The organism is Mycoplana ramosa, assembly GCF_041930185.1.
GTDB classification, from domain to species: domain Bacteria; phylum Pseudomonadota; class Alphaproteobacteria; order Rhizobiales; family Rhizobiaceae; genus Mycoplana; species Mycoplana ramosa.
This window is the reverse complement of sequence record NZ_JBHEEW010000002.1, coordinates 138,830-164,538: the sequence shown is the minus strand read 5'-3', so window position 1 is coordinate 164,538 and position 25,709 is coordinate 138,830. Positions and strand designations below refer to the sequence as shown.

Here is a 25,709-nt window from a genome sequence, read left to right as displayed (position 1 = left end):
ACCGGCCTTTGCGTCAGCGCGAGAGCCGCGACATCAGTTGTGCCGTGTAGTCGACCATCGGCACGATCCGGGAATAGTTCAGTCGCGTCGGCCCGATCACCCCGACCGCGCCGATGATGCGCTCTTCGCTGTCACGATACGGCGCCACAATAAGCGACGAGCCGGAGAGCGAGAACAGCTTGTTCTCCGAGCCGATGAAGATGCGCACCCCCGACCCGGCCTCCGCGAGGTTCAGAAGCTCGATCAGGCTGTCCTTCTTCTCCAGGTCATCGAACAGCATCCTCAACCGATCGACATCTTCGATGCCGGCCAGGCCTTCGAGCAGATTGGCGCGGCCGCGCACGATCAATCGCGTCGGTTTGCTCTCGTCGCTTCCGCCGGACCAGACTGCAAGCCCGCGTTCGACGAGGTCCTGCGACAGCAGATCCAGTTCCTGGCGCACCTCGCGACGCAGCCGTTCGAGCTGGGTGCGCGCCTCGTGGATGGTGCTGCCGGCAAGATGCGCATTGAGAAAGTTCGCCGCTTCGGTCAGCTGCGAATTGGTCGTGCCTGCCGGCAGTTCGATGATGCGGTTCTCCACCTGGTCGTGCTCGCCGACCAGCACCACCAGCGCCTTGGTCGGCTCCAGCCGGATGAACTCGACGTGCTTGAGCACCGGGTCGTTCTTCGCCGTGATCACGATCCCCGCGCCGCGCGACATGCCGGATAGCATCTGGCTTGCCTCGCTCATCATCGTCTCGATGCTCTGCCCGTGCATCGGTCGATGAACGTGCCGGGCGATCGAGGCGCGATCTTCGTCCGAGATGTTGCCCACCTGCATGAAGGCGTCGACGAAAAAGCGAAGGCCGAGCTGGGTGGGAAGCCGCCCGGCACTGACATGCGGCGAATAGATCAGCCCGAGCGCCTCCAGGTCGCTCATGACGTTGCGCACAGAAGCCGGCGACAGTGACATTGGCAGGATGCGCGATAGATTCCGCGACCCCAGCGGCTCGCCATGCTCCAGATAGCTCTCGACGATCCGGCGGAAAATCTCGCCGGAACGCTCGTCCAGCATTTTGTGAATATCAGTCTCCGCAGAGTGTCTCATTACCATGTCGGTCAACGTTTCCCTTTGCCTTTTGAACTATAGTGATCCGGCCCACGTGCAGACAAGGGCCAAATGCGACCGCCCGGGGAGGCGCGCGCGGACGAAATTCCCGGAAATAGGCCAACTCGACGATTTCATCCCCCGGCGAAGTCGGCTAGAAGCATCGCCAGACAAGGGCACGATACGGAGTTCGCGATGCGGCCGTCAGGCAGAAAAACCGACCAGATGCGCAAGGTTTCCTTCGAGCGCAATTTTTCCAAGCACGCGGAAGGCTCCTGCCTGGTGAAGTTTGGTGACACGCACGTGCTGTGCACGGCGAGCCTTGAGGAAAAGACGCCGCCGTGGCTGCGCAACAGCGGCAAGGGCTGGGTCACGGCCGAATACGGCATGCTGCCGCGCGCCACTGGCGAGCGGATGCGGCGGGAGGCGGCGGCCGGCAAGCAGGGCGGCCGCACCCAGGAGATCCAACGCCTGATCGGCCGGTCGCTGCGCGCCGTGGTCGACCTGACTGCGCTCGGCGAAAAGCAGATTACCATCGACTGTGACGTCATCCAGGCCGACGGCGGTACCCGCACGGCCTCCATCACCGGCGCCTGGATCGCTCTCTACGATTGCCTGAAGTGGATGGAAGCGCGGGGGATGATCAAGGTCGACAAGGTTCTGAAGGACCACGTGGCCGCGATCTCCTGCGGCATTTTCGCCAGCCAGGCGGTGATCGACCTCGACTATCTAGAGGATTCGGCGGCCGAGACGGACGCCAACTTCGTCATCACCGGCACAGGCGGCATCGTCGAGATCCAGGGCACGGCCGAAGGCAAGCCGTTCACCGAGGAGGAATTCGCAAGCCTGATGGCGCTGGCCAAGAGCGGCATTGCCGAACTCGTGGATCTGCAAAAGCAGGCGATTGCCTGACGACGGCGCGGCCGTTCGCAGCTTCGCGCGGGCGCAGGAGACGTTGCATTTCGCCCTTGCCCCTTATCCGCCCTTCGGGCACCTTCTTCCCGCGAGCCGGGGAGAAGGGAGAGCCTTTCAGCCATGGCGGCATAAGTCCCTGCCGCTTCCAGGGGCGGGGAGAGTGAGAGGCGAACGCGATGCCGGACACGAAACCAGCCCTTCAAGGCATCCTCGAAACCGCCCTGTACGCCGAAGACCTCGATGCGGCGGAGGCCTTTTATGGCGGATTGCTCGGGCTGGAGAAGATCAACCGCCATGCGAACCGCCATGTCTTCTTCCGCTGCGGCCCCGGCGTGCTGTTGCTCTTCAACCCGAAGGAAACGATCGTCCGGCCGCCATCGCATGCCTTGCCGGTGCCCGTCCACGGCACGACCGGCCAGGGGCATGTCTGCTTTCGCGTTCCCGCCAGCGATCTTGATTTCTGGTCGGAAAAGCTCAAAGAAGCAGGAATCGCCATCGAGGCCGATTTCCGCTGGCCGACCGGCGCCCGCTCCATCTATTTCCGCGACCCCGCCGGAAACAGCCTCGAATGCGCCGAACCCGGCCTCTGGGGCCTGACCTGACAGGAAACGACATGCGCAAGCTCGATACAAGGACGATCGTCGTCGCCAGCCACAATGCCGGCAAGATCCGTGAGATCCGCGACCTGATCGGCCCGCTCGGCTTTACGGCAAAATCCGCCGCCGACCTGAACTTCATCGAGCCGGACGAAACCGGCACGACTTTCGAGGAGAACGCCATGATCAAGGCGCTCGCCTCGGCGAAGGCCGCCGGCCTGCCGGCGCTTTCCGACGATTCCGGGCTGGTGATCGATGCGCTCGATGGCGCCCCCGGTGTCTACACAGCCAACTGGGCGGAGAGGGAAGACGGCAGCCGCGACTTCTCCATGGCCATGGAGAAGGTGGAAAAAGCGCTTGCGGAAAAAGGGGCGGGCACGCCGGCGGATCGCACCGCCCGCTTCGTTTCGGTCCTTTGCCTTGCCTGGCCGGACGGGCACACCGAGCTCTTTCGCGGTGAAATCGAGGGCACCGTCGTCTGGCCGCCGCGCGGCACGCAAGGCTTCGGCTATGACCCGGTGTTCCAACCGCATGGTTTTCAGACCACCTTCGGCGAGATGAGCGCGGAAGAAAAGCACGGATGGAAGCCCGGCGACGCTGAGGCGCTTTCTCATCGCGCCCGCGCGTTCAAGCGCTTCGTTGAAACCTGCCTGGAGGCCTGAGCCATCCATGACGGCGGTCACCCCGTTCGCACCAAAGCAGCCGATCGCCGCGGATCCCCTGGATCCGGGCTTCGGCATCTATGTGCACTGGCCTTTCTGTGCCGCCAAATGCCCCTATTGCGATTTCAACAGCCATGTGCGCCATCAGCCGGTCGACCAGGAGCGCTTCGTTGCCGCCTTCCTGAAGGAGATGGAGACGATGCGACGGCTCTCCGGCCCGCGCACGGTCACCAGCATTTTCATGGGCGGTGGCACGCCCTCGCTGATGGCGCCGGCCACGGTCGATGCCATCCTGTCCGGCATCGCCCGCCACTGGCATACCCCCGACGGCATCGAGATCACGATGGAGGCCAACCCGTCCAGCGTGGAGGCGGAGCGCTTCCGGGGCTATCGCGCAGCCGGCGTCAACCGCGTCTCGCTCGGCGTCCAGGCGTTGAACGACCGCGACCTGAAGTTCCTCGGCCGCCTGCACGACGTCGACGATGCGCTCAAGGCGATCCGGCTTGCCCGCGAGATCTTCCCGCGCATGTCCTTCGACCTGATCTATGCCAGGCCGAACCAGACCGTTGCCGACTGGGACGCCGAGCTGAAGCAGGCCGTCTCCTATGCGGTCGACCACCTGTCGCTCTATCAGCTGACGCTCGAGGAGGGCACGCCCTTCTTCGGCCTGCACAAGGCCGGCAAGCTTGTTCTTCCCGATGGCGAGCAGTCGGCGATCCTCTACGAGGCGACGCAGGAAATCACGGCGCGCGAGGGCCTGCCGGCCTACGAGGTCTCCAACCATGCCCGCCCCGGCGCCGAAAGCCGGCACAATCTTACCTACTGGCGCTATGGCGACTATGTCGGCATCGGCCCCGGCGCCCATGGCCGCCTGTCGACCGGCGGCGCCAAGATCGCCACCGCCACCGAACGCCATCCCGAGACCTGGCTCTCGCAGGTCGAGGCAAACGGCCACGGCATGGTCAACCAGGAGGTGCTGGAGCTGTCGGAACAGGCCGACGAACTGCTGCTGATGGGGCTGCGGCTGACCGAGGGCGTCGATCTCGCCCGCTGGCAGATGCTGTCGGGCCATGGCCCGGACCCGGACCGCGAACAGTTCCTGATCGACCACGGCTTCATCGAGCGTCTCGGCAATTCCCGCCTGCGCTGCACCCCCGCCGGCATGCTGATCCTCGACGCGGTGGTGGCGGACCTCGCCTGTTGACGCGCCAATCCAGGCCGTTGCGCATCCGCTCAGGCCGAGGCGAATCGCAAGGTTCGCATTGAGTGTCTATCTGGCGACCGCGGACACAGGACGTCAAAAACGATTGCCAGATAGTCCACCGCCGCGCAGTTCAGAGCAAAGGCGCCTCGGTTCGCTGCCCTTCGGGTTTGGCGTGCAGAGACGGATTTCCCCGCCCCGGGTAAACATAGACCGGTCTGCCGATTCCGCAGATGAAGATCGGCGAGTTGTCGAGCTGGGTGTCGGTCTGCTGCTGATCTTCGACCTTCCGATGGAAAAACAACCGAAGCCATTCGAATGACGTCCGCTGGGCCGCGCCGAACGACAACCGGCTGCCAAAGTGGAGCGCCATCTTGCCGAGCACATCGCCAGTCATTTCCGCTCTCCCGAGCTGTTTTCCGCATCCACGCTACAGGTCGTTCAGGCCCAAACCTAATTTGTTTCTTAAATGGTCGCATTTCCCCGCGTTTTACTTTGGCGCGTTTCGGCCTTTCGCGGGCAAAAGGCGGGCGAACGTACAAATATAAACTTTCTAAATGACGCCATGATATGAATAAATTTTGCTGATGCAGCCTTCCTCTGTAACGTCGACATCATTCGGTCCTGAGCGATGGAGGAATGCAATGATGGACGACATGCTGCACGTGATGAAATGGCACAACGGCGAGAAGGACTATTCACCCTTCTCCGATGCCGAGATGACGCGCCGCCAGGACGACGTGCGTCGCTGGATGGCCGAAAACAATGTCGATGCGGCACTGTTCACCTCCTATCATTGCATCAACTACTATTCCGGTTGGCTCTACTGCTATTTCGGCCGCAAGTACGGGATGGTCATCGACCACGACAACGCAACCACGATCTCGGCGGGCATCGACGGCGGCCAGCCCTGGCGCCGCAGCTTCGGCGACAACATCACCTACACGGACTGGCGCCGGGACAATTTCTATCAGGCCGTGCGGCAGCTCACCCCCGGTGCCAAGCGCATTGGCATCGAGTTCGACCATGTCACGCTCGATTTCCGCCGCCAGTTGGAGGTGGCGTTGCCAGGCGTCGAGTTCGTTGACGTCGGCCAGCCGTCGATGTGGATGCGGACGATCAAGTCGGTCGAGGAGCAGAAGCTGATCCGCGAGGGCGCCCGCGTCTGCGACGTCGGCGGCGCCGCCTGCGTGGCCGCCGTCAAGGCCGGCGTGCCGGAGCACGAGGTGGCGATCGCCACGACCAACGCGATGATCCGCGAGATCGCCAAGTCGCATCCCTTCGTCGAGCTGATGGACACCTGGACCTGGTTCCAGTCCGGCATCAACACCGACGGCGCCCACAACCCGGTGACCAACCGCATCATCCAGTCGGGCGACATTCTGTCGCTCAACACCTTCCCGATGATCTTCGGCTACTACACGGCGCTGGAGCGGACGCTGTTCTGCGACCACGTCGACGACGCAAGCCTCGACATCTGGGAGAAGAACGTCGCCGTCCATCGCCGCGGCCTCGAGCTGATCAAGCCGGGTGCGCGCTGCAAGGACATCGCCATCGAGCTCAACGAGATGTATCGCGAGTGGGATCTGCTGAAGTACCGTTCGTTCGGCTACGGCCATTCCTTCGGCGTGCTCTGCCATTACTACGGCCGCGAGGCCGGGGTGGAGCTGCGCGAGGACATCGACACGGTGCTGGAGCCCGGCATGGTGGTGTCGATGGAACCGATGGTGATGCTGCCCGAAGGCATGCCCGGCGCTGGCGGCTACCGCGAACATGACATCCTGATCGTCAAGGAGGACGGCGCCGAGAACATCACCGGCTTCCCGTTCGGTCCGGAGCACAACGTAATTCGTAACTGACACGTCCGCACGTACGCGAAACGGGTCTCCGACCGGCCCGCTTTCCAGGGGGCGGCAGTCGCATCAGCAGAGCTGGCACTCGGGTACAAGCTTTCGGCTTGCCCCGGTCCGCTTAACCATCGCGCCAGCGGCGAATGTCTTCGACGCTTGCCTTGCCGCTGCGCGGTCCATGGATCGTCACCGACCAGGAGGCGGCGGCGACGGAAAACGTCAGCGCATCGGCAAAGGGTTGACCTTGCGCCAGGCACCAGGTCAGCGTGCCGCCGAATGTGTCGCCGGCGCCGGTGACGTCGACCACGTCAACCGCAAACCCTGGCGTACGCAACTGCGTCTCGGCGCTCCTGGCCTCTGCCGGCCTCGACCAGCGTGCGCACCACCCAGCCGATCTGGTGATCGGTCATCCACTCGCCGATCCCGGTGATGTCGTCAGAATTTTTCTCGATGACAGTTATTGCGGCCGGTGAAATATCAACTCTATTTTGGTGGCCGCTCGATTGCGAGTGACCTTCGGCTGCCAGAACAGTTTAGCGCTTCTGAAGCGGAGAAAATCCGTATAGAAGCTTTTGCAGGGAAAACTGGGGCCTCTTAATCTGCAGTTCTACGGCGAGCGGCGGTCGAAGGCTTACGCGGCGAATCCCCCGGCATGCGCCAACGATGAGTATGCGTCGACGTCCGTGCCCTGTTTGGGGTTGTGGAGGATTGGCGCAGATACTGCAACGAGTTCCGCCCACACGGGGCCATTGGGCACAAGGTGCCGATCTCGTTGCTCAATCCCGATGGCGTCACCAGCCCGCCGCTCCACCTTCCGGCTGTCCAAAGTCAGGGATCAGAGCACTACGAAACTCAGGATTATTCACCGCCGGACACTCGACTCGATTGAATCCGCAGGAGAAGCCTACTGCGAGCAGGTCGTGCAAGACACGCTTGGCACATAGGTGCTCATGTGACTTTCGACAGCCACACTTTGGCACTTTGCGATGCAGGGAGCGGAGGCCGTCCACCACATCAGGTCGCCAGGCATTTCCTCCAACGAAAGGAGCGGGGTCAGTGAAAAGCCGCGGCCGCCTGCCATGAATAGTTGGACAAGATGCGGGCAGCCGCGTACGCAGGATGAAGATGAAACGCAAACGTCATTCCGTCTTGGTGCTGCTCGCCGGTCTCGCCACCGCCATATTTTTCTCCGTGCTGGTTGCGGCGTTCAACTATCGGACCGGCTTAGACGACCTCAACATCAGTCTCTCAGCGGCGGGCACGCGCCTGGGTGAGAAACTTGCACAGCATGAGGCGCACCTCACTGCCCTTGCGGCAGTGGTTCGCATGGGGGAGCAAGAGCAAACCGATAGTGTTCGGGGGCTCGCAGAGGCGATAGCATCCTTTTATCCGCGCATCACAGAAATTGCGACGATCCATGTAGAGGGTGCGAGCGCGGTAATGACGCGCTATGACCAGCCAAATGATCGGGTAGAAGAGCAGAATTCCGCCGAACTGCCTGTTCTGACGACGCCAGGCAGCACGGTGGTTCGCAGCCAGACCGGTGACGTGCAGCACTATGAGATCTACAAGCTGGTCGCACCCGGACTCTATCTACTGATGAAGATTGACGCGGGTGGACTGGTTGCTGACGGGCTGGTTCCCCACGACTACGGCTATCAGTTGTGGTCGGAGGAAACTCAACTGATCAACCGTCCCTTGCGTGCATCGACACTGCTCACCGCTACTCGCGACCTTGATGTCAAAAGCGCCAGCCAGCCATTTCGACTAGAAATGAGTCGGGGTTTTCGCACCACGGAGCTGTTGCCGCCGTTCGTTGTTCTGCCGCTTCTCCTGTTGCTTGCGGCGGCATTCTATTTGCTTGTCGCATTTCGCCGAGCAGTGCGGGCGGAGCAGCTTCAGGAGCGTCGTGCGGCTTTACTCGAGCAGGAAACGAAACTTGCCCATGCCGGGCGCGTCAATGCCTTGGGAGAAATGGCATCGGGCATTGCACACGAGCTGGCGCAGCCCGTCGCAGCTCTTCTGAGCCAGAGTCAGGCAGCGCGCCGGGCGATAGTGATTGAGAGACGTGACATCCTGGAACAGGCGTTGGATGCCAATGTGCGCGAGGCAAAGCGCGCAGGCGACATTCTCGGGCGAATGCGGGCCTATATTGCCGGCGGCGCATCGCAGCTCGAAACGGTCCCACTGGAGCGCGCCCTGACCGAAACAATGCTTCTTGCAGAGCCCGATCTTGCAAGACGCGGCATCGCTGTCGATACCGTCATTGCATCCGGCGACCGCCTGTTGCGTATCGACACGATCGCCTTTCAGCAGGTGTTTCACAATATCCTGCGCAATGCTGCGGAAGCGCTTGCCGGACAGGACGATCCTCAAATTTCCATACGCGCTGAAGCATCGGGCAACCAGGCTATGCTCACGATAACCGACAACGGCCCGGGTATTTCCGCCGCGGCGCTGCCTCATATCTTCGAACCATTTTTCACCACCAAGCCCGAGGGCATGGGATTGGGCTTGCCGCTTTGCGCACGGCTGATCGAGAAAATGGACGGCAGCATGGAGGCGGTCAATGTGGGTGGCGCCCGTATCATCGTCCGCCTGCCGCTGGAGACTGCGTGATGATCTATCTGGTGGATGACGACGCCGCCGTGCGGGAAGCGCTGGCGATGCTGCTTTCTACCTACGGCAAGGAAGTCGCGACCTTTCCGGATGCTGCGCATCTCATAGCACACGCGGACTGGACGAGACCCGGCGTGCTGGTCCTTGATCTACGGCTGCCCGCCATCAGCGGTCTTCAGCTCATGTCGCAATTGTTGGCGAAGGGCATCTCCTGGCCGACGATCATGATCACCGGCCATGGCGATGTCGAAGCCTGCCGCCGGGCCTTTCGCGCAGGCGTGACCGATTTTCTAACGAAGCCGGTGGACGAGCATGTGCTGATGGAGGCGATTGCAGCCTGCGAGGTGCAGCTTGCCGAACATCTCGCTCAGGCCGAGACGGCCGCACTGCTCAAACAGTTGACCGGGCGCGAGGCGGAGGTCATCGAGCTGGTGTCAAAGGGGCTCGGCAGCAAGGAAATCGCCGCAGCGCTGAATGTCTCCGTGCGGACGGTCGACAGTCATCGTGCCGGCATTGCTGCCAAGCTCGGAACGCCGTCAGTGGCGGAGCAGACGAGGCTATGGCTAAGCGCGCATCGGTAATCCTACCGATGCGGGCCGGTTGTCCTACGAATGTCGCGCAATGCGGTAAGGTTTTACTTTGGCTTCAGGAAATGGTTCCATTCTGGAGATTCAAATGAAGCACACCGTTCTTGCTGCCGCTCTTGCCCTGATTGCCGCACCGGCGCTCGCCGAGGATACGGTCGCCTTGCCAAGCCTCGGCACCGGACTTGCCGTCGATCTGGCACAGGCCGCGGTCGCCGCCTGTGCCGTTGACGGTTACAACGTGGCTGCCGCCGTCACCGATCGCTCGGGCATCCTGCTTGCGCTGGTGCGCGCCGAAAATGCCGGCGCCCACACCGCCGATGCCGCAACCGCAAAGGCCTATACGTCGGCATCCTCGCGCAACCCGACGAGCGGCATGGCCAAGAACGTGGCGGAAAACCCGGCTGCGGCCGGCCTGGTTGATATTCCGGGCTTCCTTGTTCTGGCCGGTGGCGTTCCGGTCAAGGTCGGCAAGGCAACGATCGGCTCGATCGGCGTCGGCGGCGCTCCGGGTGGTCAGTTCGACGAGGCTTGCGCCATGAAGGCCCTTGAATCCCACGCCAAGCGCCTGAAATAATTCCTTCGCCCGCGCGCCCAGTTGGCGCGCGGGTTCTACGCTCCGAGGCAGCAATGCGACTATTTCTTCTGGCGGGAGTCCTGATCATGGCACTAGGCGGCAATGCGCAGGCCACGGTGTTGAGCGCCGTGGAAAGCGGCGACCATGCCGCATTGGAACAGGCTTTGGCCGCCGGCAATCCCTTCGACGAGCGCAACACGCAGGGTCAAACGCCGCTTCTGGTGGCGGTCTGGAAAAACGATGTCGAGGCTGCGCGCCTCCTTCTCGGCGCCGGAGCCGACGTCAACGCCAAGGACAGCATTCAGGACAGCCCTTTCCTCGTGGCCGGGGCACAGGGTCGAACGGAAATCTTGCGGATGATCCTTACTCATGGAGCCGATCTGACCAGCACCAATCGGTTTGGCGGCACCGCCCTGATCCCGGCTGCCGAAAAAGGCCATCCCGATGCCGTTGATATGTTGATCGCCGCCGGTGTCGATGTCGATCATGTCAACAAGCTGGGATGGACTGCTTTGCTCGAAGTCGCGATTCTCACCGACGGCGGGCTTGCCTCTCAGCGCATCGTCCGTTCCCTGCTGGCGGCGGGGGCAGACGTGGACATCAACGACTTCGAGGGAAAGAACGCCCTGGCCCACGCGCCCGCCCGCGGGCTTTCCGCAATTACCGCTCTGCTCGAAGCCGCCAAGGCCAAAGACTGACCGGATCCGCAAACCGTCCGTGCTATCGACCTTTCCGGGGTCGCCGCGCTGCAAGCTCGCGGGGCTACCGGTCACTCAGCCGCTTGCTTGGAAGGGACAGAGGCGCAAGTTCGGAAAGCGACCTGCCGCGCGGATCGTTCGCGGCGATGCGGCTTGTCGTGAATTTCGACGCCTCTCGGATGACCTGTACGGCCGCATCATAGTCCAGTCCGAGCAGGCGCCCGTGGCGAGCAATGCAACGGCCGTCGACATAAACGGCCTCGACCGCCCTTTCGGCGGCGCAATGCAGCAGGTTGCGCAACGGATCGTAGACCGGTTGCATGGCGGGATGGTTGAGATCGACCAGCGAAAAATCCGGCCTGGCGCCGACGGCGATCCGGCCGATATCTTGCCGCCCCAGCGCCTTCGCGCCGGCAAGCGTCGCCATATCGAGGATATCGGCGGTCTTGAGGTCGAACACGGTCTTGCCGGCGATGCGGGCGCAGATCAGCGCCCGGCGCATCTCTTCCAGCATGTTGTAGGGGTAGCTGTCGGTGCCGAGGCCGACATTGATGCCGGCACGGCGATAGCGGCCGATGGACTCCAGAATCATGCCGCTACGCGAGAAGGTGACCGGGCAGTGGGCGACGGTCGCACCGCGAGTTGCAAGCAACGCCATGTCGGCTTCGTGGCGCTGCCGTGTCCAGGAATGGCTGTCGATGAAGATGCAATGGCCGAGGATCAGGTTGTCATCGAGGATGCCGAGGCTTTCGAGATACTGCACGGCAGTCTGGCCGGTCCGGCGCACCAGTTCCTCGTGCTCGGCCATGGTCTGGGCGGCGTGGACGGTGATCGGAACGCCGCGGCTTCTTGCGGCGGCGGCGGCTTCGATCAGCAGTTCGGAAGTGCAGGTCTCCACCTGGGAGGGGGAAACAATGCCGCCCAGCCGGCCGGAGGGATGGGCCCCGGCGGCATCGACGCAGGCCAGCGCGCGCTCATAGGCTTCTCGTCCGCGGGCATGATCCCAGCGATACTCGAGGCGGTGGCTGGCTTCCACGTGCCAGCGGGCCTCGCGAAAGCCCGGCGCGGCATAGGCGCGGGCGCCGCTTTTAGCGAGCGTCGGCAGCCAGGCGTCGTGCGGGCCGGCGATGTCGACGAGCGTGGTGACGCCGCTGCGGATAAGGTCGCCGAGCATGACGGTCAGCGAGGCCTCGCGGGCTTCCTCGCTGATCTCGATCAGGGTCGAGTATTCGTACATCGCCTGGCCCCAGAGGGCGGCGGTGCCCATGTCGTCGAAGATGCCCTTGGACAGCGGCTCCTCGTCGGAATGGCAGTGGATGTTGACGAAGCCCGGCAGCAGCATGCGGCCGCGCCCCTGTTCTTCCCGTTCGAAAGGACCTTCATAGGGGCCGCCGACGTGCAGGATCGCGTTATCGTCGAAGGCGATGTCGCCATCGGAAAGATAGGCATGGGTGCCGGTCTTCTCGTCATAGACGACGATCGTCTCGACATTGCGGATTACGTGGATGGCCTTAGTCATGGGACGTCCTGAAATGGCGCTCGAGGAAGCGGCTATAGGCTCCCATTAGCGCGCTGAAGGTAAAATAGACGGCGGCGGCGAAGACATAGCCTTCCAGCACGGCAATGCCCTGCCATGCAGGATCGCGCATCGCCGAGCGGACGGTATCGAGGAAGTCGAGCAGGCCGACGATGGTGACGAGCGTGGTATCCTGGAAGAAACCGATGAACAGCGCGACGAGCGGCGGAATGACCTTCCTGATCGCCTGGGGCAGCACGATCTTGAACATCACCGGCCAGTAGCCCATCCCAAGCGCCGCACCCGCCTCGAGTTGTCCCTTGGGGACATCCTGCAGGCCGCCGCGGACGATCTCGGCGATGTAGGCGGCGGCGAAGATGATGATGGCGATCTGCGCACGCAGCAGCTTGTCGACCGTGACGCCGTCGGGCATGAACAGCGGCAGCATCACCGTCGCCATGAAGAGGATGCTGATCAGCGGCACACCGCGGACGATCTCGATGAAGCAGGTGGCAAGGACGCGGATCACCGGCAGCTCGGAGGCGCGCGACAGCGCCAGCAGGATGCCGAGCGGCAGCGCGCAGGCCAGGCCGACGAAGGACAGCATGAAGGAGAGCGGCAGGCCGCCCCATTGTGTCGTCGGAACGGCGCGCAGGCCGAAGATGCCGCCGGCCATGAGCGCGTACAGGCCGGGCAGGATGGCCGCCACCCAGAGCAGCAGAAGACCGCGGCCCCAGAACCGCGGCACCATGGAAACGACCGCGGCGCCCATGAACACGAGAAGCGCCAGAAGCGGCCGCCACTGCTGATCGAACGGATAGAAACCGAACGCCATGTAGCGGAGCTTGGCGCCAAGGAACGGCCAGCAGGCGCCGCTGGCCGTCTTGCACTCGTCCGGCGTGCCCGCGAATGTCGCGTTAAGCAAAAGCCATTGGGTGGCGAGCCAACCGATGCAGAGCAGGCTGACGCTGCAAAGTACCGTTATCAGGGCGTTGCCCGACGTGCCGAACCAGTCCTGCCACCAGCGGGACGACGGCCGGGGAGGCGCGTCGTTCGTTGTGGCGCCGAGCGCGAGTTGAAGCTCTGTCACGGTCAGCGCTCCTTCAGGGCGACGCGTTTGTTGTACCAGTTCATGAACAGCGAAATGGCGATCGAGAGGCTGAGATAGGCACCCATGAAGATCGCGATGGTCTCCATCGCCTGTCCGGTCTGGTTCATGACAGTGTTGGAAACCATCACGAGGTCCGGATAGCCGATGGCGATCGCCAGCGAACTGTTCTTGAAGACGGTGAGATAGGTGTTGGTGAGCGGCGGAATGATCAACCGCAGCGCCTGGGGCAGGATGACGAGACGCATGGTGCGGCGGGGGGGCAGGCCGAGCGCCATCGCGGCTTCCCATTGTCCCTTGTTGACCGCCTGGATGCCGGCCCGGACGATCTCGGCGACATTGGCCGAAACGCTGAGCGCCAGGCCAAACAGCAGGGCGACAAATTCGGGCTTCACCTGCAGTCCGCCGGTCAGACGGAAGCGGCCCTTTTCCGGCAGGTCGAAGGCCATGGCGATGCCATCCAGAAGAAGCACCAGTGCAATCGGTGCAATAGCCGCGATCCAGGCGATCACGGTGCCATGGTTCGGCGTCCCCGTCGCAAGCCGGCGGCGCAGCGAAAAATGTCGGATCATGAGCGCCGAAACGATGCCGAGCGCGATGGCAGCGAAAGCTAGGGGAAAGCCGCGCTCAAATGTGACGGAGGGGATGACCAGGCCGCTGTTGGAAAGATAGACGTGCGGCGCCAGCGGGAGGGCTGCGCGCACGGGTGGCAGCACGTTGATGATGACGGCATACCAGAACAGCAGATAGAGCAGCAGCGGAACGTTCCGAAGCGCCTCGACATAGGACAGCATGAGCCGCTGAAGTAGCGGATTGCGGGACATGCGCCCGATACCGACCAGAAGCCCCAGGATCGTGCCGAAGACGGCGGCGAGAAGCGAGACCTTGATGGTGTTGGCGAGACCCACCAGCAGTGCGCGGGCGACCGTGTCGCTCGGCTCATAGGCTATCGCGGCCTCACTGATGACGAAGCCGGCCTGTCGTGACAGGTAGGCAAAGCCGGTCGCTATGTCGTTCCTGGCGAGGTTGTGGCTTGCGGTCGCAAACATCGACCAGGCGATGAGGCCGATGACGCCGATCGCCAGCCATTGATAGAAAAGCGCGCGGTAGCGCGCATTGTACAGCAGAGCCATCGGTGCCCTCCGTCGAGAAACCGCGATAGGTGTTTGCGCCCGCAGGGTGCGGGCGCAAACCTCTATCTCAGCGGAAAGGCGGAGCGTAGAGCAGGCCGCCGGCGTTCCACTGGGTATTCGGACCGCGGGTCATGCCGAGCCGGGTCTTTTCGCCGAGGGCGCGGTCGAAAACCTCGCCGTAATTGCCGACGGACTTGATAATGTTGTAGCCCCACTTGTTGTCGAGCTTCAGCATCTGGCCGAGATTGTCGGCAACGCCCAGCATGCGCTGGATTTCCTGATCGTCGCTCTTCAGCTTCTCGTCGACGTTCGCCTGGGTGATGCCCTTTTCTTCCGCCGCCATCAGCATCCAGACGGACCAGGAAACGATGTCGCGCCAGTTGGCGTCGTTTTGGCGGACGGCCGGTGCAAGCGGCTCCTTGGAGATCGTTTCCGGCAGAACGACATAGTCGTCGGGGTTGTTGGCGACAGCGCGGATCGAGGCAAGGTCGGAGCGATCCGAGGAGATCGCGTCGCAACGGCCGCTGAAGAAGGCGGCGCGGTTTTCATCCGGGCTTTCGAAAACGACGAGCTCGAACTTCGCCCCCAGCCTACCAAAGAAGTCGCTGAGGTTCTGCGCCGTTGTCGTGCCCGGCAGGGTGCAGATGGCGGCGTCCTTCAGTTCTGCGGCGCTGGTGACACCGAGCGTCTTCGAGACCATCAGGCCCTGACCGTCATAGAAGACGACGGGCGCGAAATCGAGGCCGAGCGAGGCTTCGCGGGTGAAGGTTTGCGTCGTCTGGCGCGACAGCACGTCGATCTCGCCAGACTGCAGCGCCTGGAAGCGGGTGTTGATGTTGGTCGGCACGTACTCGACCTTGTCGCCGTCGCCGAAGACGGCAGCCGCTACGGCGCGGCAGATATCGGCATCGAAGCCCTCCATGCGGCCCTGATCGTTGGGGGCGGCAAAGCCTGGCGTGGCAAGCGAGACGCCGCAAACAAGCTTGCCGCGCTGCTTGACCGTGTCGAGCGTATCGGCGTGGGCGACTGCCGTCGTTCCCAGAAGTCCGAGAACTGCGCCGAGGCAACCTGCCAGAGTCCGTCTATTCATTCATTCCTCCCGTTTGGCGGCATTATCGTCGGCAGCTCCTCTCCGCCTTTGGATGCGATAATGCGTACAGTTTTGTCTACAATACCTTTCCTTGATTGACAACACAGAGTCTCGCTCAATCGTCCTCGAAGGGTTAAGGGGAGATCCTTGCCGCAGCGTTCAGCAGGCGGGTGGCTGGGGCGGAATGACCGGCTCCTCGAAAGTGCGCAGCAAGCGGCCCCAGCCGGGTTCGTGCATATGGGCCTGGAGGCCGGCACGCGCCGCCAGTGCAAGCGCTTCCTCTTGACCGAAGGAAATGGCCGCGTCGACGTCCGTGGTCAGCACCCGGCCTCCTTCTATCAGAAGCTTGCCATCGACGATGACCGTATCAACATCGCTTCCCAGCATCTGGTGGACGAGGCGGTGAACGGGCATCCACATCGGCATTCGGCGTTGTCGGTGAATCCGGTGACGGCAAGTCGATGACCGGCCTTGCCATCCAGGGCCTGCTCGAACGCCCCGGTCGCATCGCCGGTGGCGAGATCTGGCTCGGCAAGCGGCTTACCGTGGGAGGAAATGCATGACCACATCCGCCCAGAAAGCACCGGACTTGACCGTCAACGGTCTGGTCAAGACCTTCGATGTTTCCGCGCCCTGGCTCAACCGTGTCATCGAGCGCAAGCCGCGCCAATTCGTGCAGGCGGTCAACGACATCGACTTCACCGTTCCCGCCGGCGACTGCCTCAGCATCGTCGGCGGGAGTGGCTGCGGCAAGTCGACGGTCGCTCGGCTGGTCACCGGGCTGTACCGGCCGAGTGCCGGGGAAATCCGCTTCGCGCCGGGCCGCAACGGGGCTCCGCTTTCCGCCCAGATGATCTTCCAGGATCCCTATGCCTCGCTCAATCCGCGCTGGCGGGTGAAAAACATCATCGCCGAACCGTTGCGCGAACTGAAGCTGCGCGAGACGCCGGCCGAAATCACCGACCGCGTGGAAGAGCTGCTACCCACCGTCGGTCTTTCCGCCTCGGACGGCGAGAAATTTTCGCATGAGTTTTCCGGCGGCCAGCGCCAGCGCATTTCGATTGCCCGCACGCTTGCGAGCGAGCCGGAATTCCTAGTCTGCGACGAACCGACCTCGGCGCTCGATGTTTCGGTGCAGGCGCAGGTTCTGAACCTGATGCGCCGGCTGCAGGACGAGCTTGGCCTGACCTATCTCTTCATCAGCCACGACATGAGCGTGGTGCGCCATATGTCGGATCGCATCGCGGTGATGTATCTCGGCCGGATCGTGAAGGAGGGGGATACGGAAGAGCTTTTCCCCCGCCCGCGCCATCCCTATACGCAGCTTCTGCTGCAGACCATTCCCAATATCGACGCGCCGCGGCGCGACCGGGAACCTTCGGGCGGCGAAGTGCCAAGCCCGCTGAAGCCGTCCGGTTGCACCTTCCATCCGCGTTGTCCGCGCGCAACGGCGCGCTGCTCCGCTGAAGTGCCGGCTGTGCGCTCGCTGGGCAATGGCACGCGTGTCGCCTGCCACCTCGTGGATGAGGCGGTGCCTGCCTGACGTTATGCGTCAGGCAAGGGCTGCGCGGAGATCATGGGAAAGGTCGCGGATTTCGCTGAGGTCGAGTTCGGATTCAACGTGCTCGAGATGATGGGCCATCAGACGGGTCGCGGTGTCGGCATCGTTGGCTGCGATCGCCTCGACGATGTCCGCATGCTCGTCCGGCCCGCAATTGAAGCGATTGGTGTTGCGGTAGACCGCGGTTATCAGCGAGGAGCGAGAGATCAGGTCGCGCATGGTCGTGAACAGAAAGTCGGAGCCCACGGTTTCGGCGAGCAGCAGGTGGAAACCGCCGGAGAGCTTGATTATATCGGTAGTGACATCGTTGGCATTGGCAACGCGTTCCTTGGCGACGTGGTCGCGGAGGCGCTTGAGATCTGCCTTGGAGACCGACTTGCACAGCCGATCGACGACGCAGCGCTCCACCGTGCGGCGCACGAAGAAGACATCGCGGGCTTCCTCGACCGAAGGCTTGGAGACGAAAGCGCCACGATTGGGCACGATTGTGACGAGACCGTCGCGTTCAAGAACAGCAAGGGCCTGGCGGATGCGGGCGCGGCTGACATTGAAGATCGCCGCCATCTGCTCTTCCTTCAACTGCACGCCAGGGCGGAGCCTGCGCTCGGCGATGGACAGCCAGACTTTCTCGACAATTTGTTGCGTGGACGGGCCGGATTGCTCGGTCATCGGATTCACTCCCCATTGGGGCCAGACAAGCGTGATGCCGCAGAAAAAGTCAACTGTAACAGTAGGATTTTGATTGCAGAATTGTCAACAATATGAGACTGCATTGTAGATTATGAATACGGAAAAGCGCCATGGAATTCGACTTTACCGAGCTTGAGCCGCAAAGCCGCTATCGTCTGTTGACGAACTTCATCGGGTCCCGGCCAATTGCGCTCGTGACGACGCGTTCGTCCGCCGGCCATAACAATGCGGCGCCGATGAGCTTCTTCAACGTGTTCTCACACGATCCGCCGATCGTGGTGCTCGGCATCCAGCCGCGCTTGACGGGCGAGGAAAAGGATACGATGGCGAATATTCGCCGCACGCAGGAGTTCGCCATCAACATGGTGGACATGGCGCTTTCCGACCAGATGCTGGTCTGCGGCCTCGGGTTCGACAACAAAGTCGACGAGCTTTCCATGGCCGGGCCCACTGCTGAGGCCTGTGCCAAAATCGATGCGAGCTATGCAGCGGAATCGCCCTGCGTTTTCGAATGTCGAGTCGAGCGGTTGATCGATTACCCGCGTCGCTCTCTCGTCCTTGGCGAGGTCGTCCATATGCACGTCCGTCGGGAATGCCTGGACGAGGAGGGGCGCTATGTCGATCCCGAGCGCTACCAGCCGATCGCGCGTCTGCATTCCGGCAACTACGTCACCTCCGACCGCCAGTTCGTCCTGAAGGCTCCGCCGATTGCCGATTTTATCAAGCCGCAGGACGAGTAAGGGCTTTGAAAGGTTTGACCACATGCACATCCGTCTGATCAATCCCAATTCCACGGCCTCCATGACCGCTCAGGCGCTGGAGAGCGCACTGCGGGTCAAGCAGAAGGATATGCATGTATCGGCCGTCAACCCCGTGAATACGCCCGACGAGGCGATGGCTGTTCCTGGCATGCTCGAGGAGATCCGCAAGGGAGCGCTTTGGCGTCGATGCCTATGTGCTCGCCTGCTTCGACGACCCCGGCCTCCATGCCGCGCGAGACATGGCGCGCGGACCTGTCATTGGCATCTGCCAGGCGGCTGTGCAGGTCGCCATGACCATCAGCCGCCGCTTCTCGATCATCACGACGTTGCCCCGTTCGATCCCGATTATCGAAGACCGGGTGAACGACTACGGCGCGGAGCGACACTGCCGCATGGTCCGTGCCATCAACTTGCCGGTGCTCGGGTTGGAGGAGGATCCGGCCGAGGCCGAGCAACTGCTGATCCGCGAGATCGAGGCGACGAAAAAGGAAGATCGGGCGGAAGCCATCATACTCGGCTGCGCCGGCATGTCCGCCCTCTGCGACCGGCTGCGCGAGGCGACGGGCGTTCCCGTCATCGACGGTGTTACGGCAGCGATCAAGTTGGCCGAGGCACTGGTCGGCGCCGGTTACACCACGTCGAAGGTTAATGCCTACGACTACCCCCGCCTAAAGGAAGTCAAAGTGGCCGCCTGCGCCTGAACATGGAGCATATCTGGCAGGAGGCTGCTACTGGTCTGCCCCTGAAAAGTGATCCTTCTTGAAGTATGGCTTTTGACCCTCAGAAGGACATTGAAATGGCAGCGAAAAGACACAAGGCAGAAGAGCGCTTTTTTCTTAGCGAAGCTCGTCGGCTTTTGTGGAACGCCTGCGTCCAGCTGAACACGAACGCCTGGTATCCTGAAAGCTGCCAATTTGCGTCGATCGCCGCCAGATCGATCCTGTCACCGTCGGAGAACGGCTGACGGTTCTCGCTTGTTTCAAGGGGCAGTCAGAGCGGTGAAAGGTGCGGAGCCGTCAGCACATCGCGGCTGGCTCCGTATTGGCGCCGAGAATGCCAGTTCGATCCGGCCGCTGTAGCATCGCGGCGGCTTTTGCTGTGGCGCTTTGCGCTGCCATGGACAAATCCTCACGCCGCCTCGATGTCAGTTTGCGAAAAATCGTTACCCTTGTAGAGGAGCGGTTCTCCGGTGAGCGCGGCAAGAGCATAGGAAAAGCAGTCGCCGTAGTTGAGGCTGGCCGGATGACGGCCCTTGCCATAGCGACGCCAGGCCCGCCGCGCACGATCAGCATGGTCCGCTGTGACAGGGACGATCTCTACGTCCGCCTTGTAGAGCCAGAGGTCGAGGTCTGCGCCTGCGGCTTCGCCGAGTCGAGTTTTGATCACCATGGCCGCCTCAAGGACGGTCGCGGCGGAGATGAGCCGGATGGGGTCGTCCGCGATGCGCTCGCGTAACGCTGCCGCTTCCGGCTCATTGAAGGCGATTGCGGCAAGGACGGAGGTATCGATGACCATCAGGATGGCAGGCCGTTTTCGTCGTATCCGAGAATCTCTTCGGCCGAGCGGTCGTCGAGAACAGGCAGGGCGTTCCAGCGTCGTTGGATTGCCTCGAGATCCTCGAGCAGAGCGGGCTTGCGCATGTCGGAGCCGAGCCGGCGCAAGCCCTCCTCGAGCGCGCGTTTGGTTGCCAGCGTGATGCTTTCGCCGGTCCGTTCGGCAACGCTGAGCCTGGCATTAGTTGACAGCTCTTCCGCCGCCAAGTCGATCACTATCGATACGTGGTTCTTATCGATGGCTAGGCGCGGCCTAGAGCATCATAGGGAGTGAGGAACATTAACTTCGAGATAGAATTCCCTTAGAAAATAATTTACCACAGTTACAATGACTTACGATTTCACGAAAACCAGCATGAGCGAATTGATGCGGCCGGCTTCCGACGCCGGCATCGCGCTCACCCGTCTCGACGAGCGCATCGCCCGCTCCCCCGTCGGACCGGGCTTCCTTGAACGTCAAAATTTCGCCGATGCGCGCGCCTCCCTCTGGATCGACGGCGAGCTCGTCCATCTCGAAGACCTCGTCCTGCACGACGCCACGCGCGATATCCGCACGCCCACCCACGAACTCACCATCGCCCGTGACGTCCTGCGCACCCGCCGACGCATCGCTGCCCAGCCAACCGGCTGGGCAGCGATGCGTCGGCGGTATTCGAACTTTGCGACAGGCGTCGGACGCAAGTCCGGTCAGCGCTGAGGTGGCAGAGCCGCTCGGCGCTATGCTGTCCGCGGGCACCGTCGAGCGGGAAGGGGAGGGGGGCGATGATGACCTGATCGATCTGCCGAGGGTAGACTATGCCGCTATCGATGCGTTGCTGGCCCGATCGGAAGCGGCGATCGAGAACGCAAATAGGCCCGGCCGCGCCGGCGCCGCGGAAAGAGATCCGCTGATTTATGATCTCGGCTGGGACGAGGACGCCCGGCTCGACGAATGGCGGGGCGTGTTGAGACAGACCCAGGACTTGCCGGCGGCGCTGCAGGCGGTCGTCGCCCTCGATGCCTGGAACGAGCTGTCCGCGCTGCAGCACGCGCCCTGGCTTGGCCGGCTCTTGGCCGCATCGATCCTTCGCGAAGCCGGCATCACCTCAGGCGCCCATCTCGCTACCGTCAATCTCGGCCTGAAAACCGTTCCAGTGGATCGGCGCCGGCATCGTGACCGCGAGACCAGGTTACTCGCCATCGCGCACGGGCTGATCGCGGCTGCCGAGATCGGCATGAAGAATTCCAAACCGTTGTGTACAAGGTGCTGCTGTTGAGTGTCGAAAGCCGCGGATGATGTAGAGGTCGGCAAGGCACGCAACAACGATCCGGCACCATCCTCGCTGCCGCAGTGGAGAGCGGAAGGCCGTTAAAATCATGGTTGGATGGTGTTATCTCCAATCCGAACTCTGCTTATCGGCGCGCGTTCCGCCGGCACGCTGCAAGGCGCGATCGCGCCCGCGCTTATTTCTGCGAAGGGGCGGCGGGCTAGTATTCCGGCATCTCGCGTGCCTTCACCAAGGCGTTCGAAGCCAAATTCAACAGGCCGCCGAACGCGGTTGCGATGGAAGGCTATGACGGCCTGATGGTGGTCGCCGAGGCGATCAAGGCGGCCGGCAGCACTGACCGTGCGGCGATCCAGGAAGCAATGCGTAAGGTCGAATGGGACGGTACCCGTGGAAAGATCCACTTTCCGCAAACCACGGATCCGGCCTGGAAGTTCCAGCAGTGGCCGGAGGTTCCGATCTTCGTGATCAAGTACACCAAGCCGAATCAGCCCCCCGCCGACGCCGCGATCCTGTGGCCGCGCTAGCAAGCCACGGTCGACAGCATGCTCCTGCATCCCTGACGGTCCGTTTCATCCGACCGGAGAACCTGGGTTCCAGGCTCTCCGGTCGGAAAAGGTGCCAATTGATCGACTGCTACTCACCGTATGCGGCGAGCGCCAGCTCCGCCCGCGCATTGATTTGCGAGAAAATTTTCATGAGCCGTGTCGTCTATGTGAACGGAAAATACTCTCCCGAAGAGGAAGCCAGCGTGTCGGTCTTCGATCGGGGCCTTTTGTTCGGCGACAGTATCTGCGAGGTGACTGCTGTCATCGCGGGACGAATGATCGACAACGACCTTCATCTTTCCCGTCTGCAGCGTTCGCTCGCCGAGCTCGGAATTCCGATGCCGGCATGTATCGAAGGCATCGCCGAAATTCAGAATACTCTCATCACGCACAATAAGCTCGAGGAAGGGCTGATATACCTGCAGGTGACCCGCGGCACAACTTCGACTACGAGAATGCATCGAAACCGACCCTGTTCGGTTTCACGCAGGCCAAGGACCTGCGTGGCACGCCAGCAATCCGTAATGGGATCCGCGTCCCCATGGTCGAGGACCGGCGGTGGGCCCGACGGGACATCAAGACCACAATGCTGCTGCCGCAGGTGCAGGCTAAACGCGAGGCAAAGAACCAGGGTTGTTCGGAAGCCTGGATGGTGGAGGATGGCTTTGTGACCGAAGGCGCGTCCTCTACGGCCTACATCGTGACCGCCGATGGGCGCATCGTGACCAGACCGAACTCGCATGCGACGCTTCCGGGCTGTACTCGCCGCGCGCTCTTATCCGTGGCTGAAACCCTCGGCCTAACAGTGTATGAAGCGCGGTTTACAATCGACGACGCGTTCGAGGCGCGTGAAGCGTTCCTGACGAGCGCATCGAGCTTGGTGACGCCGGTGATCGAGATTGGCGGACACAGCATCGGCGACGGCGCGCCTGGCCCGGTGACCCGCCTTCTCCAGACGACATATCTGAAATTGGTGCGGAGGAGCTGATCGTCGTCGAAGCTCCTAATTCGTGCAAACGCTTCGTCTGGCCTCGGCCGGACACCCGGAGGATCGACACCGCCAGCGGCTACCACGGTCCCTTGCCGCCGGCGCCATTCGACGACGTCAACGCAGCATCGTCGCGCTGGCGCGAAGTCAGGCGACCCCTCGGCGTTCTGTCGGATGTGAAGACCGGCTATCCGATCCTCCTGACCGAAATGACCATTCTAACGGCGTTGCGCACGGCAGGAACCTCGGCGCCGATTGGCAAATACCTGGCACCCGATGGCGCCAGGGTCATGGCGATGATCGGCAATGGCGCGCAATCGGAATTCCAGTGCCTTGCCTTCAAGGCGATCTGCGGCATCGACACTGCCCGGCTTTATGACATCGACTCGAGAGCAACCGAAAAGGCGGCACGCAACCTTCGGGGCAAGGGGCTGAAAGTCGTGCCCTGCGCGTCGGGCGAAGACGCCGTGGAGGCGCGCAGATCATCACGACATGTACCGCCGACTAGCAATGCGCGACCATCCTGACTGACAACATGGTCGGCCCCGGCTGAGCGTAGCGCCGGCTGGGAGCCCGCTGAGCTCATCTCGCATAGGGCACTTCGGTCGGACCCGCCTGGTTCAGCATTCCGCTGCGACTGGTTCACCAGCCTGTTCGTAGGCTTCGGCCGGATGTGTGTCGGCCGCAGGCCGTGTGGAAGAGCCCTGCGCCGCCGCTGCCGGTGCTGCAGGGAATGCAGAGGCCATCATGGGCAAGCAAAAACCTGTTGCATAGTGGACGGTTTTCTATATCTTATAACTTATAAGTTATGAACAGCGGGAGCAGATCCTTGTCAATGCGACAGACTCTAAGCGGCCATCTTTCGGTGGCGCGCGACCATGAATTATTGTCCAACGAACAGCTTGACTTCCTTATGGAGCGCGCGCGCTTCGTCAGGCTCCAGACGCTTCGGCTGATTTCGATCGCCAAGGTGGGCCACTACACCTCCGTCTTCTCCTGCGCAGAGATCTTTGCGGCGCTCTATTACGATGTGATGCGCCTTAGCAAAGGTGAGCCTGCCTGGGCCGACCGCGACCGCTTTCTGATGGGCAAGGGTCATGCGGCCGTCGGCCTTTTTCCCATTCTTGCCGATCTCGGTTTCTTCGATCCCGCATGGCTTGAAAGCTATACGCGACTTGGCAGTCCGCTTGGCGACCATCCTGATATGACGAAGGTTCCCGGCGTCGATTTCAGCTCCGGCTCAATCGGCCATGCTTTGTCGAACGGCGTCGGCATGCTGCTTGGCGCGCGCTTCCAAAAGCGGGATTTCAATGCCTTCGTCCTCCTCGGCGACGGGGAAATGCAGGAGGGCCAGGTCTGGGAAGCCGCCCTTTCCGCCGCCTCGCACAATCTCTCCAACCTCGTCGCCATCATCGACCGCAATGGCTACCAGCTCGACGGCAAGGTCGATGACGTCCTGGCGATCGAACCCCTCGACGAGAAATGGCGCGCCTTCGGATGGGAAGTTCATGCCGTCGACGGTCATGACCTTGCAGCGCTGACGACCCTGCTGCGCAGGGTCAAGGCCGATCGCACGCGCGAAGAACCCTGCTGCATCATCGCCCGCACCGTGAAGGGCAAGGGCATCGACTACATGGAAACTGAGCCCGGCTGGCATCTCGGCTATCTCGGTGCGGAAGACGAGGCCAAGGCCCGCGAAACGATCCTGAACACGGTAATCTCCTAATGACCCAGTTGCTTTCCAAGGACTCGTGGCAGTACCGCGAGATCAACCGCCGCGCGCCGTCGCTCCCCACGCTATCGAATGCGCTCATCGCTCTTGCTGAAGCCGGCCACCCGGTCATGGCGGGCACGGCGGACCTGCAATACTCCAACGGCCTTTCCGGCTTCGCCCAGCGCTATCCGGAGCGTTTCGTGCAGTTCGGCATTTCCGAGCAGAACATGGTCTCGGCCGCCGCGGGCATGGCGACGACGGGCGTCATTCCCTACGTGGCGACCTTCGCCTCATTCCTCGCGCTGCTGTGTTGCGAGCAGATCCGCATGGATGTCGCCTACTGCAAGCAGCCGGTTCGACTGATCGGGCATCACACCGGCATCTCGCTCGGCTTCTACGGAACCTCCCACCACGCGACGGAAGATATCGCCATCATGCGCAGCATCGCCAATCTCGCCGTCGTTTCGACGGCGGACGGGTCGGCGTTGGATGCGGCTCTCAAGGCGACCGTCGACTATCCGCTTCCCATCTACTTCCGCATCCACCGCGGCCATGATCCGGTCGTCTACGAAAATGGCGTTACGTTCGAACTCGGCAAGGCTATCGTGCACGGCATCGGCAACGACATCACGATCATCGCCGCGGGCTATCCGGTGCATGGCGCCAAGCGCGCGATGGAGGAGCTGAATGCCGCCGGCCATTCGGTCGGACTGATCGACATGCATTCGATCAAGCCGCTCGACGAGGATGCAATTATCGAGGCCTCGGGCCGTTCGAAGGTCATTCTGACGGTCGAGGAGCACAATATTCTCGGTGGCCTCGGCGGTGCCGTTGCGGAAGTGCTTGCCGAGAAGGGAAAGGGCGCCCGTCTTGTCCGGCATGGAATCCGCGACGAATACAGCCTGATCGCACCCCCCACCCATCTTTACAGGCACTACCGCCTGGACGGCGACGGCATCCGGGCCGTGGCGCTCGAAAGCCTAGCGTGAGGAG

24 protein-coding genes and 5 pseudogenes are annotated in these 25,709 nt (G+C 62.4%); 18 read left to right on the top strand and 11 right to left on the bottom strand.

Annotated features, from left to right (window positions below):
• Positions 1-13: 13 nt before the first annotated feature.
• Complete coding sequence (hrcA, locus tag JNC62_RS03310; protein ID WP_374835933.1) at positions 14-1,093, bottom strand: heat-inducible transcriptional repressor HrcA; 1,080 nt, start codon at positions 1,091-1,093, stop codon at positions 14-16.
• 189 nt (positions 1,094-1,282) lie between these two features.
• On the opposite strand from hrcA, the gene rph reads away from it, so the two are divergent.
• From rph to hemW, 4 genes are all read left to right on the top strand, one after another.
• Complete coding sequence (gene rph, locus JNC62_RS03305; RefSeq protein ID WP_374835930.1) at positions 1,283-1,999, top strand: ribonuclease PH; 717 nt, start codon at positions 1,283-1,285, stop codon at positions 1,997-1,999.
• 179 nt (positions 2,000-2,178) lie between these two features.
• Positions 2,179-2,604, top strand: a complete 426-nt coding sequence (locus tag JNC62_RS03300; RefSeq protein ID WP_374835928.1) for a VOC family protein — start codon at positions 2,179-2,181, stop codon at positions 2,602-2,604.
• Between the two features lie 11 nt (positions 2,605-2,615).
• A complete protein-coding gene (gene rdgB, locus JNC62_RS03295; protein WP_374835926.1) occupies positions 2,616-3,260 on the top strand; it encodes an RdgB/HAM1 family non-canonical purine NTP pyrophosphatase in 645 nt (214 codons plus the stop codon).
• A gap of 7 nt (positions 3,261-3,267) precedes the next feature.
• Positions 3,268-4,464, top strand: a complete 1,197-nt coding sequence (hemW, locus tag JNC62_RS03290) for a radical SAM family heme chaperone HemW (protein WP_374835925.1) — start codon at positions 3,268-3,270, stop codon at positions 4,462-4,464.
• 130 nt (positions 4,465-4,594) lie between these two features.
• Here hemW and JNC62_RS03285 read toward each other — a convergent pair whose 3' ends face one another.
• Complete coding sequence (locus JNC62_RS03285) at positions 4,595-4,858, bottom strand: hypothetical protein (RefSeq protein WP_374835923.1); 264 nt, start codon at positions 4,856-4,858, stop codon at positions 4,595-4,597.
• 247 nt (positions 4,859-5,105) lie between these two features.
• Between JNC62_RS03285 and JNC62_RS03280 the strand changes: the two genes are divergently transcribed.
• Positions 5,106-6,320, top strand: coding sequence for a M24 family metallopeptidase (locus tag JNC62_RS03280; RefSeq protein WP_374835921.1), 1,215 nt, complete (start codon positions 5,106-5,108; stop codon positions 6,318-6,320).
• 112 nt (positions 6,321-6,432) lie between these two features.
• On the opposite strand, the gene JNC62_RS03275 is transcribed toward JNC62_RS03280, so the two are convergent.
• Positions 6,433-6,645, bottom strand: coding sequence for a carbohydrate kinase family protein (locus JNC62_RS03275; RefSeq protein ID WP_374835919.1), 213 nt, complete (start codon positions 6,643-6,645; stop codon positions 6,433-6,435).
• Between the two features lie 791 nt (positions 6,646-7,436).
• On the opposite strand from JNC62_RS03275, the gene JNC62_RS03270 reads away from it, so the two are divergent.
• From JNC62_RS03270 to JNC62_RS03255, 4 genes are all read left to right on the top strand, one after another.
• A complete protein-coding gene (locus tag JNC62_RS03270; RefSeq protein ID WP_374835917.1) occupies positions 7,437-8,930 on the top strand; it encodes a sensor histidine kinase in 1,494 nt (497 codons plus the stop codon).
• Entirely contained in the window at positions 8,930-9,511 is a 582-nt protein-coding gene (locus tag JNC62_RS03265; protein WP_374835915.1) for a response regulator transcription factor, read from the top strand. Before JNC62_RS03270 ends, JNC62_RS03265 begins: the two co-directional genes overlap by 1 nt.
• A 94-nt stretch (positions 9,512-9,605) precedes the next feature.
• Positions 9,606-10,091, top strand: a complete 486-nt coding sequence (locus tag JNC62_RS03260; protein ID WP_374835913.1) for a GlcG/HbpS family heme-binding protein — start codon at positions 9,606-9,608, stop codon at positions 10,089-10,091.
• Positions 10,092-10,144: 53 nt separating this feature from the next.
• Positions 10,145-10,789, top strand: a complete 645-nt coding sequence (locus JNC62_RS03255) for an ankyrin repeat domain-containing protein (protein WP_374835911.1) — start codon at positions 10,145-10,147, stop codon at positions 10,787-10,789.
• 64 nt (positions 10,790-10,853) lie between these two features.
• On the opposite strand, the gene JNC62_RS03250 is transcribed toward JNC62_RS03255, so the two are convergent.
• The 5 genes and pseudogenes from JNC62_RS03250 to JNC62_RS03230 all read right to left on the bottom strand — a co-directional run.
• The gene (locus tag JNC62_RS03250; RefSeq protein ID WP_374835909.1) at positions 10,854-12,308 is read right to left on the bottom strand and encodes an amidohydrolase family protein; all 1,455 of its coding nucleotides are present in this window, start codon (positions 12,306-12,308) and stop codon (positions 10,854-10,856) included.
• Positions 12,301-13,395, bottom strand: a complete 1,095-nt coding sequence (locus JNC62_RS03245; protein ID WP_374835907.1) for an amino acid ABC transporter permease — start codon at positions 13,393-13,395, stop codon at positions 12,301-12,303. Before JNC62_RS03245 ends, JNC62_RS03250 begins: the two co-directional genes overlap by 8 nt.
• 2 nt (positions 13,396-13,397) lie before the next feature.
• Positions 13,398-14,546, bottom strand: coding sequence for an amino acid ABC transporter permease (locus JNC62_RS03240; RefSeq protein ID WP_374835905.1), 1,149 nt, complete (start codon positions 14,544-14,546; stop codon positions 13,398-13,400).
• A gap of 67 nt (positions 14,547-14,613) precedes the next feature.
• The gene (locus JNC62_RS03235) at positions 14,614-15,636 is read right to left on the bottom strand and encodes an amino acid ABC transporter substrate-binding protein (protein WP_374835904.1); all 1,023 of its coding nucleotides are present in this window, start codon (positions 15,634-15,636) and stop codon (positions 14,614-14,616) included.
• Between the two features lie 159 nt (positions 15,637-15,795).
• Positions 15,796-16,059: pseudogene (locus JNC62_RS03230) on the bottom strand (amidohydrolase family protein); the annotation flags it as partial.
• Between the two features lie 136 nt (positions 16,060-16,195).
• Here JNC62_RS03230 and JNC62_RS03225 point away from each other — a divergent pair.
• Positions 16,196-17,179 (top strand): ABC transporter ATP-binding protein, encoded by a 984-nt coding sequence (locus JNC62_RS03225; protein WP_374835902.1) that lies wholly within the window; start codon positions 16,196-16,198, stop codon positions 17,177-17,179.
• 9 nt (positions 17,180-17,188) lie between these two features.
• Here the strand turns inward: JNC62_RS03225 and JNC62_RS03220 are convergent, their stop codons facing one another.
• Positions 17,189-17,866, bottom strand: coding sequence for a GntR family transcriptional regulator (locus tag JNC62_RS03220; RefSeq protein ID WP_374835900.1), 678 nt, complete (start codon positions 17,864-17,866; stop codon positions 17,189-17,191).
• A gap of 131 nt (positions 17,867-17,997) precedes the next feature.
• Here JNC62_RS03220 and JNC62_RS03215 point away from each other — a divergent pair, with 131 nt between their 5' ends.
• On the top strand, positions 17,998-18,627 hold the full coding sequence (locus tag JNC62_RS03215; protein ID WP_374835899.1) for a flavin reductase family protein: 630 nt from the start codon (positions 17,998-18,000) through the stop codon (positions 18,625-18,627).
• A gap of 22 nt (positions 18,628-18,649) precedes the next feature.
• A pseudogene (locus tag JNC62_RS03210) lies at positions 18,650-19,349 on the top strand (aspartate/glutamate racemase family protein).
• A gap of 427 nt (positions 19,350-19,776) precedes the next feature.
• Here the strand turns inward: JNC62_RS03210 and JNC62_RS03205 are convergent.
• Together JNC62_RS03205 and JNC62_RS03200 are read right to left on the bottom strand one after the other, a co-directional pair.
• A complete protein-coding gene (locus tag JNC62_RS03205; RefSeq protein WP_374835897.1) occupies positions 19,777-20,163 on the bottom strand; it encodes a type II toxin-antitoxin system VapC family toxin in 387 nt (128 codons plus the stop codon).
• The gene (locus JNC62_RS03200) at positions 20,163-20,417 is read right to left on the bottom strand and encodes a type II toxin-antitoxin system VapB family antitoxin (RefSeq protein ID WP_374835895.1); all 255 of its coding nucleotides are present in this window, start codon (positions 20,415-20,417) and stop codon (positions 20,163-20,165) included. Before JNC62_RS03200 ends, JNC62_RS03205 begins: the two co-directional genes overlap by 1 nt.
• Positions 20,418-20,529: 112 nt before the next feature.
• On the opposite strand from JNC62_RS03200, the pseudogene JNC62_RS03195 reads away from it, so the two are divergent.
• The 6 genes and pseudogenes from JNC62_RS03195 to JNC62_RS03170 all read left to right on the top strand — a co-directional run bounded on the left by JNC62_RS03195 (position 20,530) and on the right by JNC62_RS03170 (position 25,705).
• Positions 20,530-21,457, top strand: a pseudogene (locus tag JNC62_RS03195) (RHE_PE00001 family protein).
• Between the two features lie 224 nt (positions 21,458-21,681).
• On the top strand, positions 21,682-21,993 hold the full coding sequence (locus tag JNC62_RS03190) for an ABC transporter substrate-binding protein (protein WP_374836329.1): 312 nt from the start codon (positions 21,682-21,684) through the stop codon (positions 21,991-21,993).
• A gap of 170 nt (positions 21,994-22,163) precedes the next feature.
• Positions 22,164-23,002: pseudogene (locus JNC62_RS03185) on the top strand (D-amino-acid transaminase).
• 161 nt (positions 23,003-23,163) lie between these two features.
• A pseudogene (locus JNC62_RS03180) lies at positions 23,164-23,507 on the top strand (ornithine cyclodeaminase); the annotation flags it as partial.
• Between the two features lie 408 nt (positions 23,508-23,915).
• The gene (locus tag JNC62_RS03175) at positions 23,916-24,728 is read left to right on the top strand and encodes a transketolase (protein WP_374836327.1); all 813 of its coding nucleotides are present in this window, start codon (positions 23,916-23,918) and stop codon (positions 24,726-24,728) included.
• The gene (locus JNC62_RS03170; RefSeq protein ID WP_374835893.1) at positions 24,728-25,705 is read left to right on the top strand and encodes a transketolase family protein; all 978 of its coding nucleotides are present in this window, start codon (positions 24,728-24,730) and stop codon (positions 25,703-25,705) included. The genes JNC62_RS03175 and JNC62_RS03170 overlap by 1 nt, the downstream gene beginning before the upstream one ends.
• Positions 25,706-25,709: the final 4 nt, after the last annotated feature.

Bases quoted from the DNA above. Each gene is read 5' to 3' on its own strand.
- hrcA (WP_374835933.1), bottom strand. From the start codon at position 1,093: ATGGTAATGAGACACTCTGCGGAGACTGATATTCACAAAATGCTGGAC.
- JNC62_RS03225 (WP_374835902.1), top strand. From the start codon at position 16,196: ATGACCACATCCGCCCAGAAAGCACCGGACTTGACCGTCAACGGTCTG.
- JNC62_RS03170 (WP_374835893.1), top strand. From the start codon at position 24,728: ATGACCCAGTTGCTTTCCAAGGACTCGTGGCAGTACCGCGAGATCAAC.
- rph (WP_374835930.1), top strand. From the start codon at position 1,283: ATGCGGCCGTCAGGCAGAAAAACCGACCAGATGCGCAAGGTTTCCTTC.
- JNC62_RS03265 (WP_374835915.1), top strand. From the start codon at position 8,930: ATGATCTATCTGGTGGATGACGACGCCGCCGTGCGGGAAGCGCTGGCG.
- JNC62_RS03250 (WP_374835909.1), bottom strand. From the start codon at position 12,308: ATGACTAAGGCCATCCACGTAATCCGCAATGTCGAGACGATCGTCGTC.
- JNC62_RS03215 (WP_374835899.1), top strand. From the start codon at position 17,998: ATGGAATTCGACTTTACCGAGCTTGAGCCGCAAAGCCGCTATCGTCTG.
- JNC62_RS03205 (WP_374835897.1), bottom strand. From the start codon at position 20,163: ATGGTCATCGATACCTCCGTCCTTGCCGCAATCGCCTTCAATGAGCCG.
- JNC62_RS03285 (WP_374835923.1), bottom strand. From the start codon at position 4,858: ATGACTGGCGATGTGCTCGGCAAGATGGCGCTCCACTTTGGCAGCCGG.
- JNC62_RS03255 (WP_374835911.1), top strand. From the start codon at position 10,145: ATGCGACTATTTCTTCTGGCGGGAGTCCTGATCATGGCACTAGGCGGC.
- JNC62_RS03280 (WP_374835921.1), top strand. From the start codon at position 5,106: ATGATGGACGACATGCTGCACGTGATGAAATGGCACAACGGCGAGAAG.
- JNC62_RS03220 (WP_374835900.1), bottom strand. From the start codon at position 17,866: ATGACCGAGCAATCCGGCCCGTCCACGCAACAAATTGTCGAGAAAGTC.
- hemW (WP_374835925.1), top strand. From the start codon at position 3,268: ATGACGGCGGTCACCCCGTTCGCACCAAAGCAGCCGATCGCCGCGGAT.
- JNC62_RS03175 (WP_374836327.1), top strand. From the start codon at position 23,916: ATGGAGCGCGCGCGCTTCGTCAGGCTCCAGACGCTTCGGCTGATTTCG.
- JNC62_RS03240 (WP_374835905.1), bottom strand. From the start codon at position 14,546: ATGGCTCTGCTGTACAATGCGCGCTACCGCGCGCTTTTCTATCAATGG.
- JNC62_RS03270 (WP_374835917.1), top strand. From the start codon at position 7,437: ATGAAACGCAAACGTCATTCCGTCTTGGTGCTGCTCGCCGGTCTCGCC.
- JNC62_RS03300 (WP_374835928.1), top strand. From the start codon at position 2,179: ATGCCGGACACGAAACCAGCCCTTCAAGGCATCCTCGAAACCGCCCTG.
- JNC62_RS03260 (WP_374835913.1), top strand. From the start codon at position 9,606: ATGAAGCACACCGTTCTTGCTGCCGCTCTTGCCCTGATTGCCGCACCG.
- JNC62_RS03235 (WP_374835904.1), bottom strand. From the start codon at position 15,636: ATGAATAGACGGACTCTGGCAGGTTGCCTCGGCGCAGTTCTCGGACTT.
- rdgB (WP_374835926.1), top strand. From the start codon at position 2,616: ATGCGCAAGCTCGATACAAGGACGATCGTCGTCGCCAGCCACAATGCC.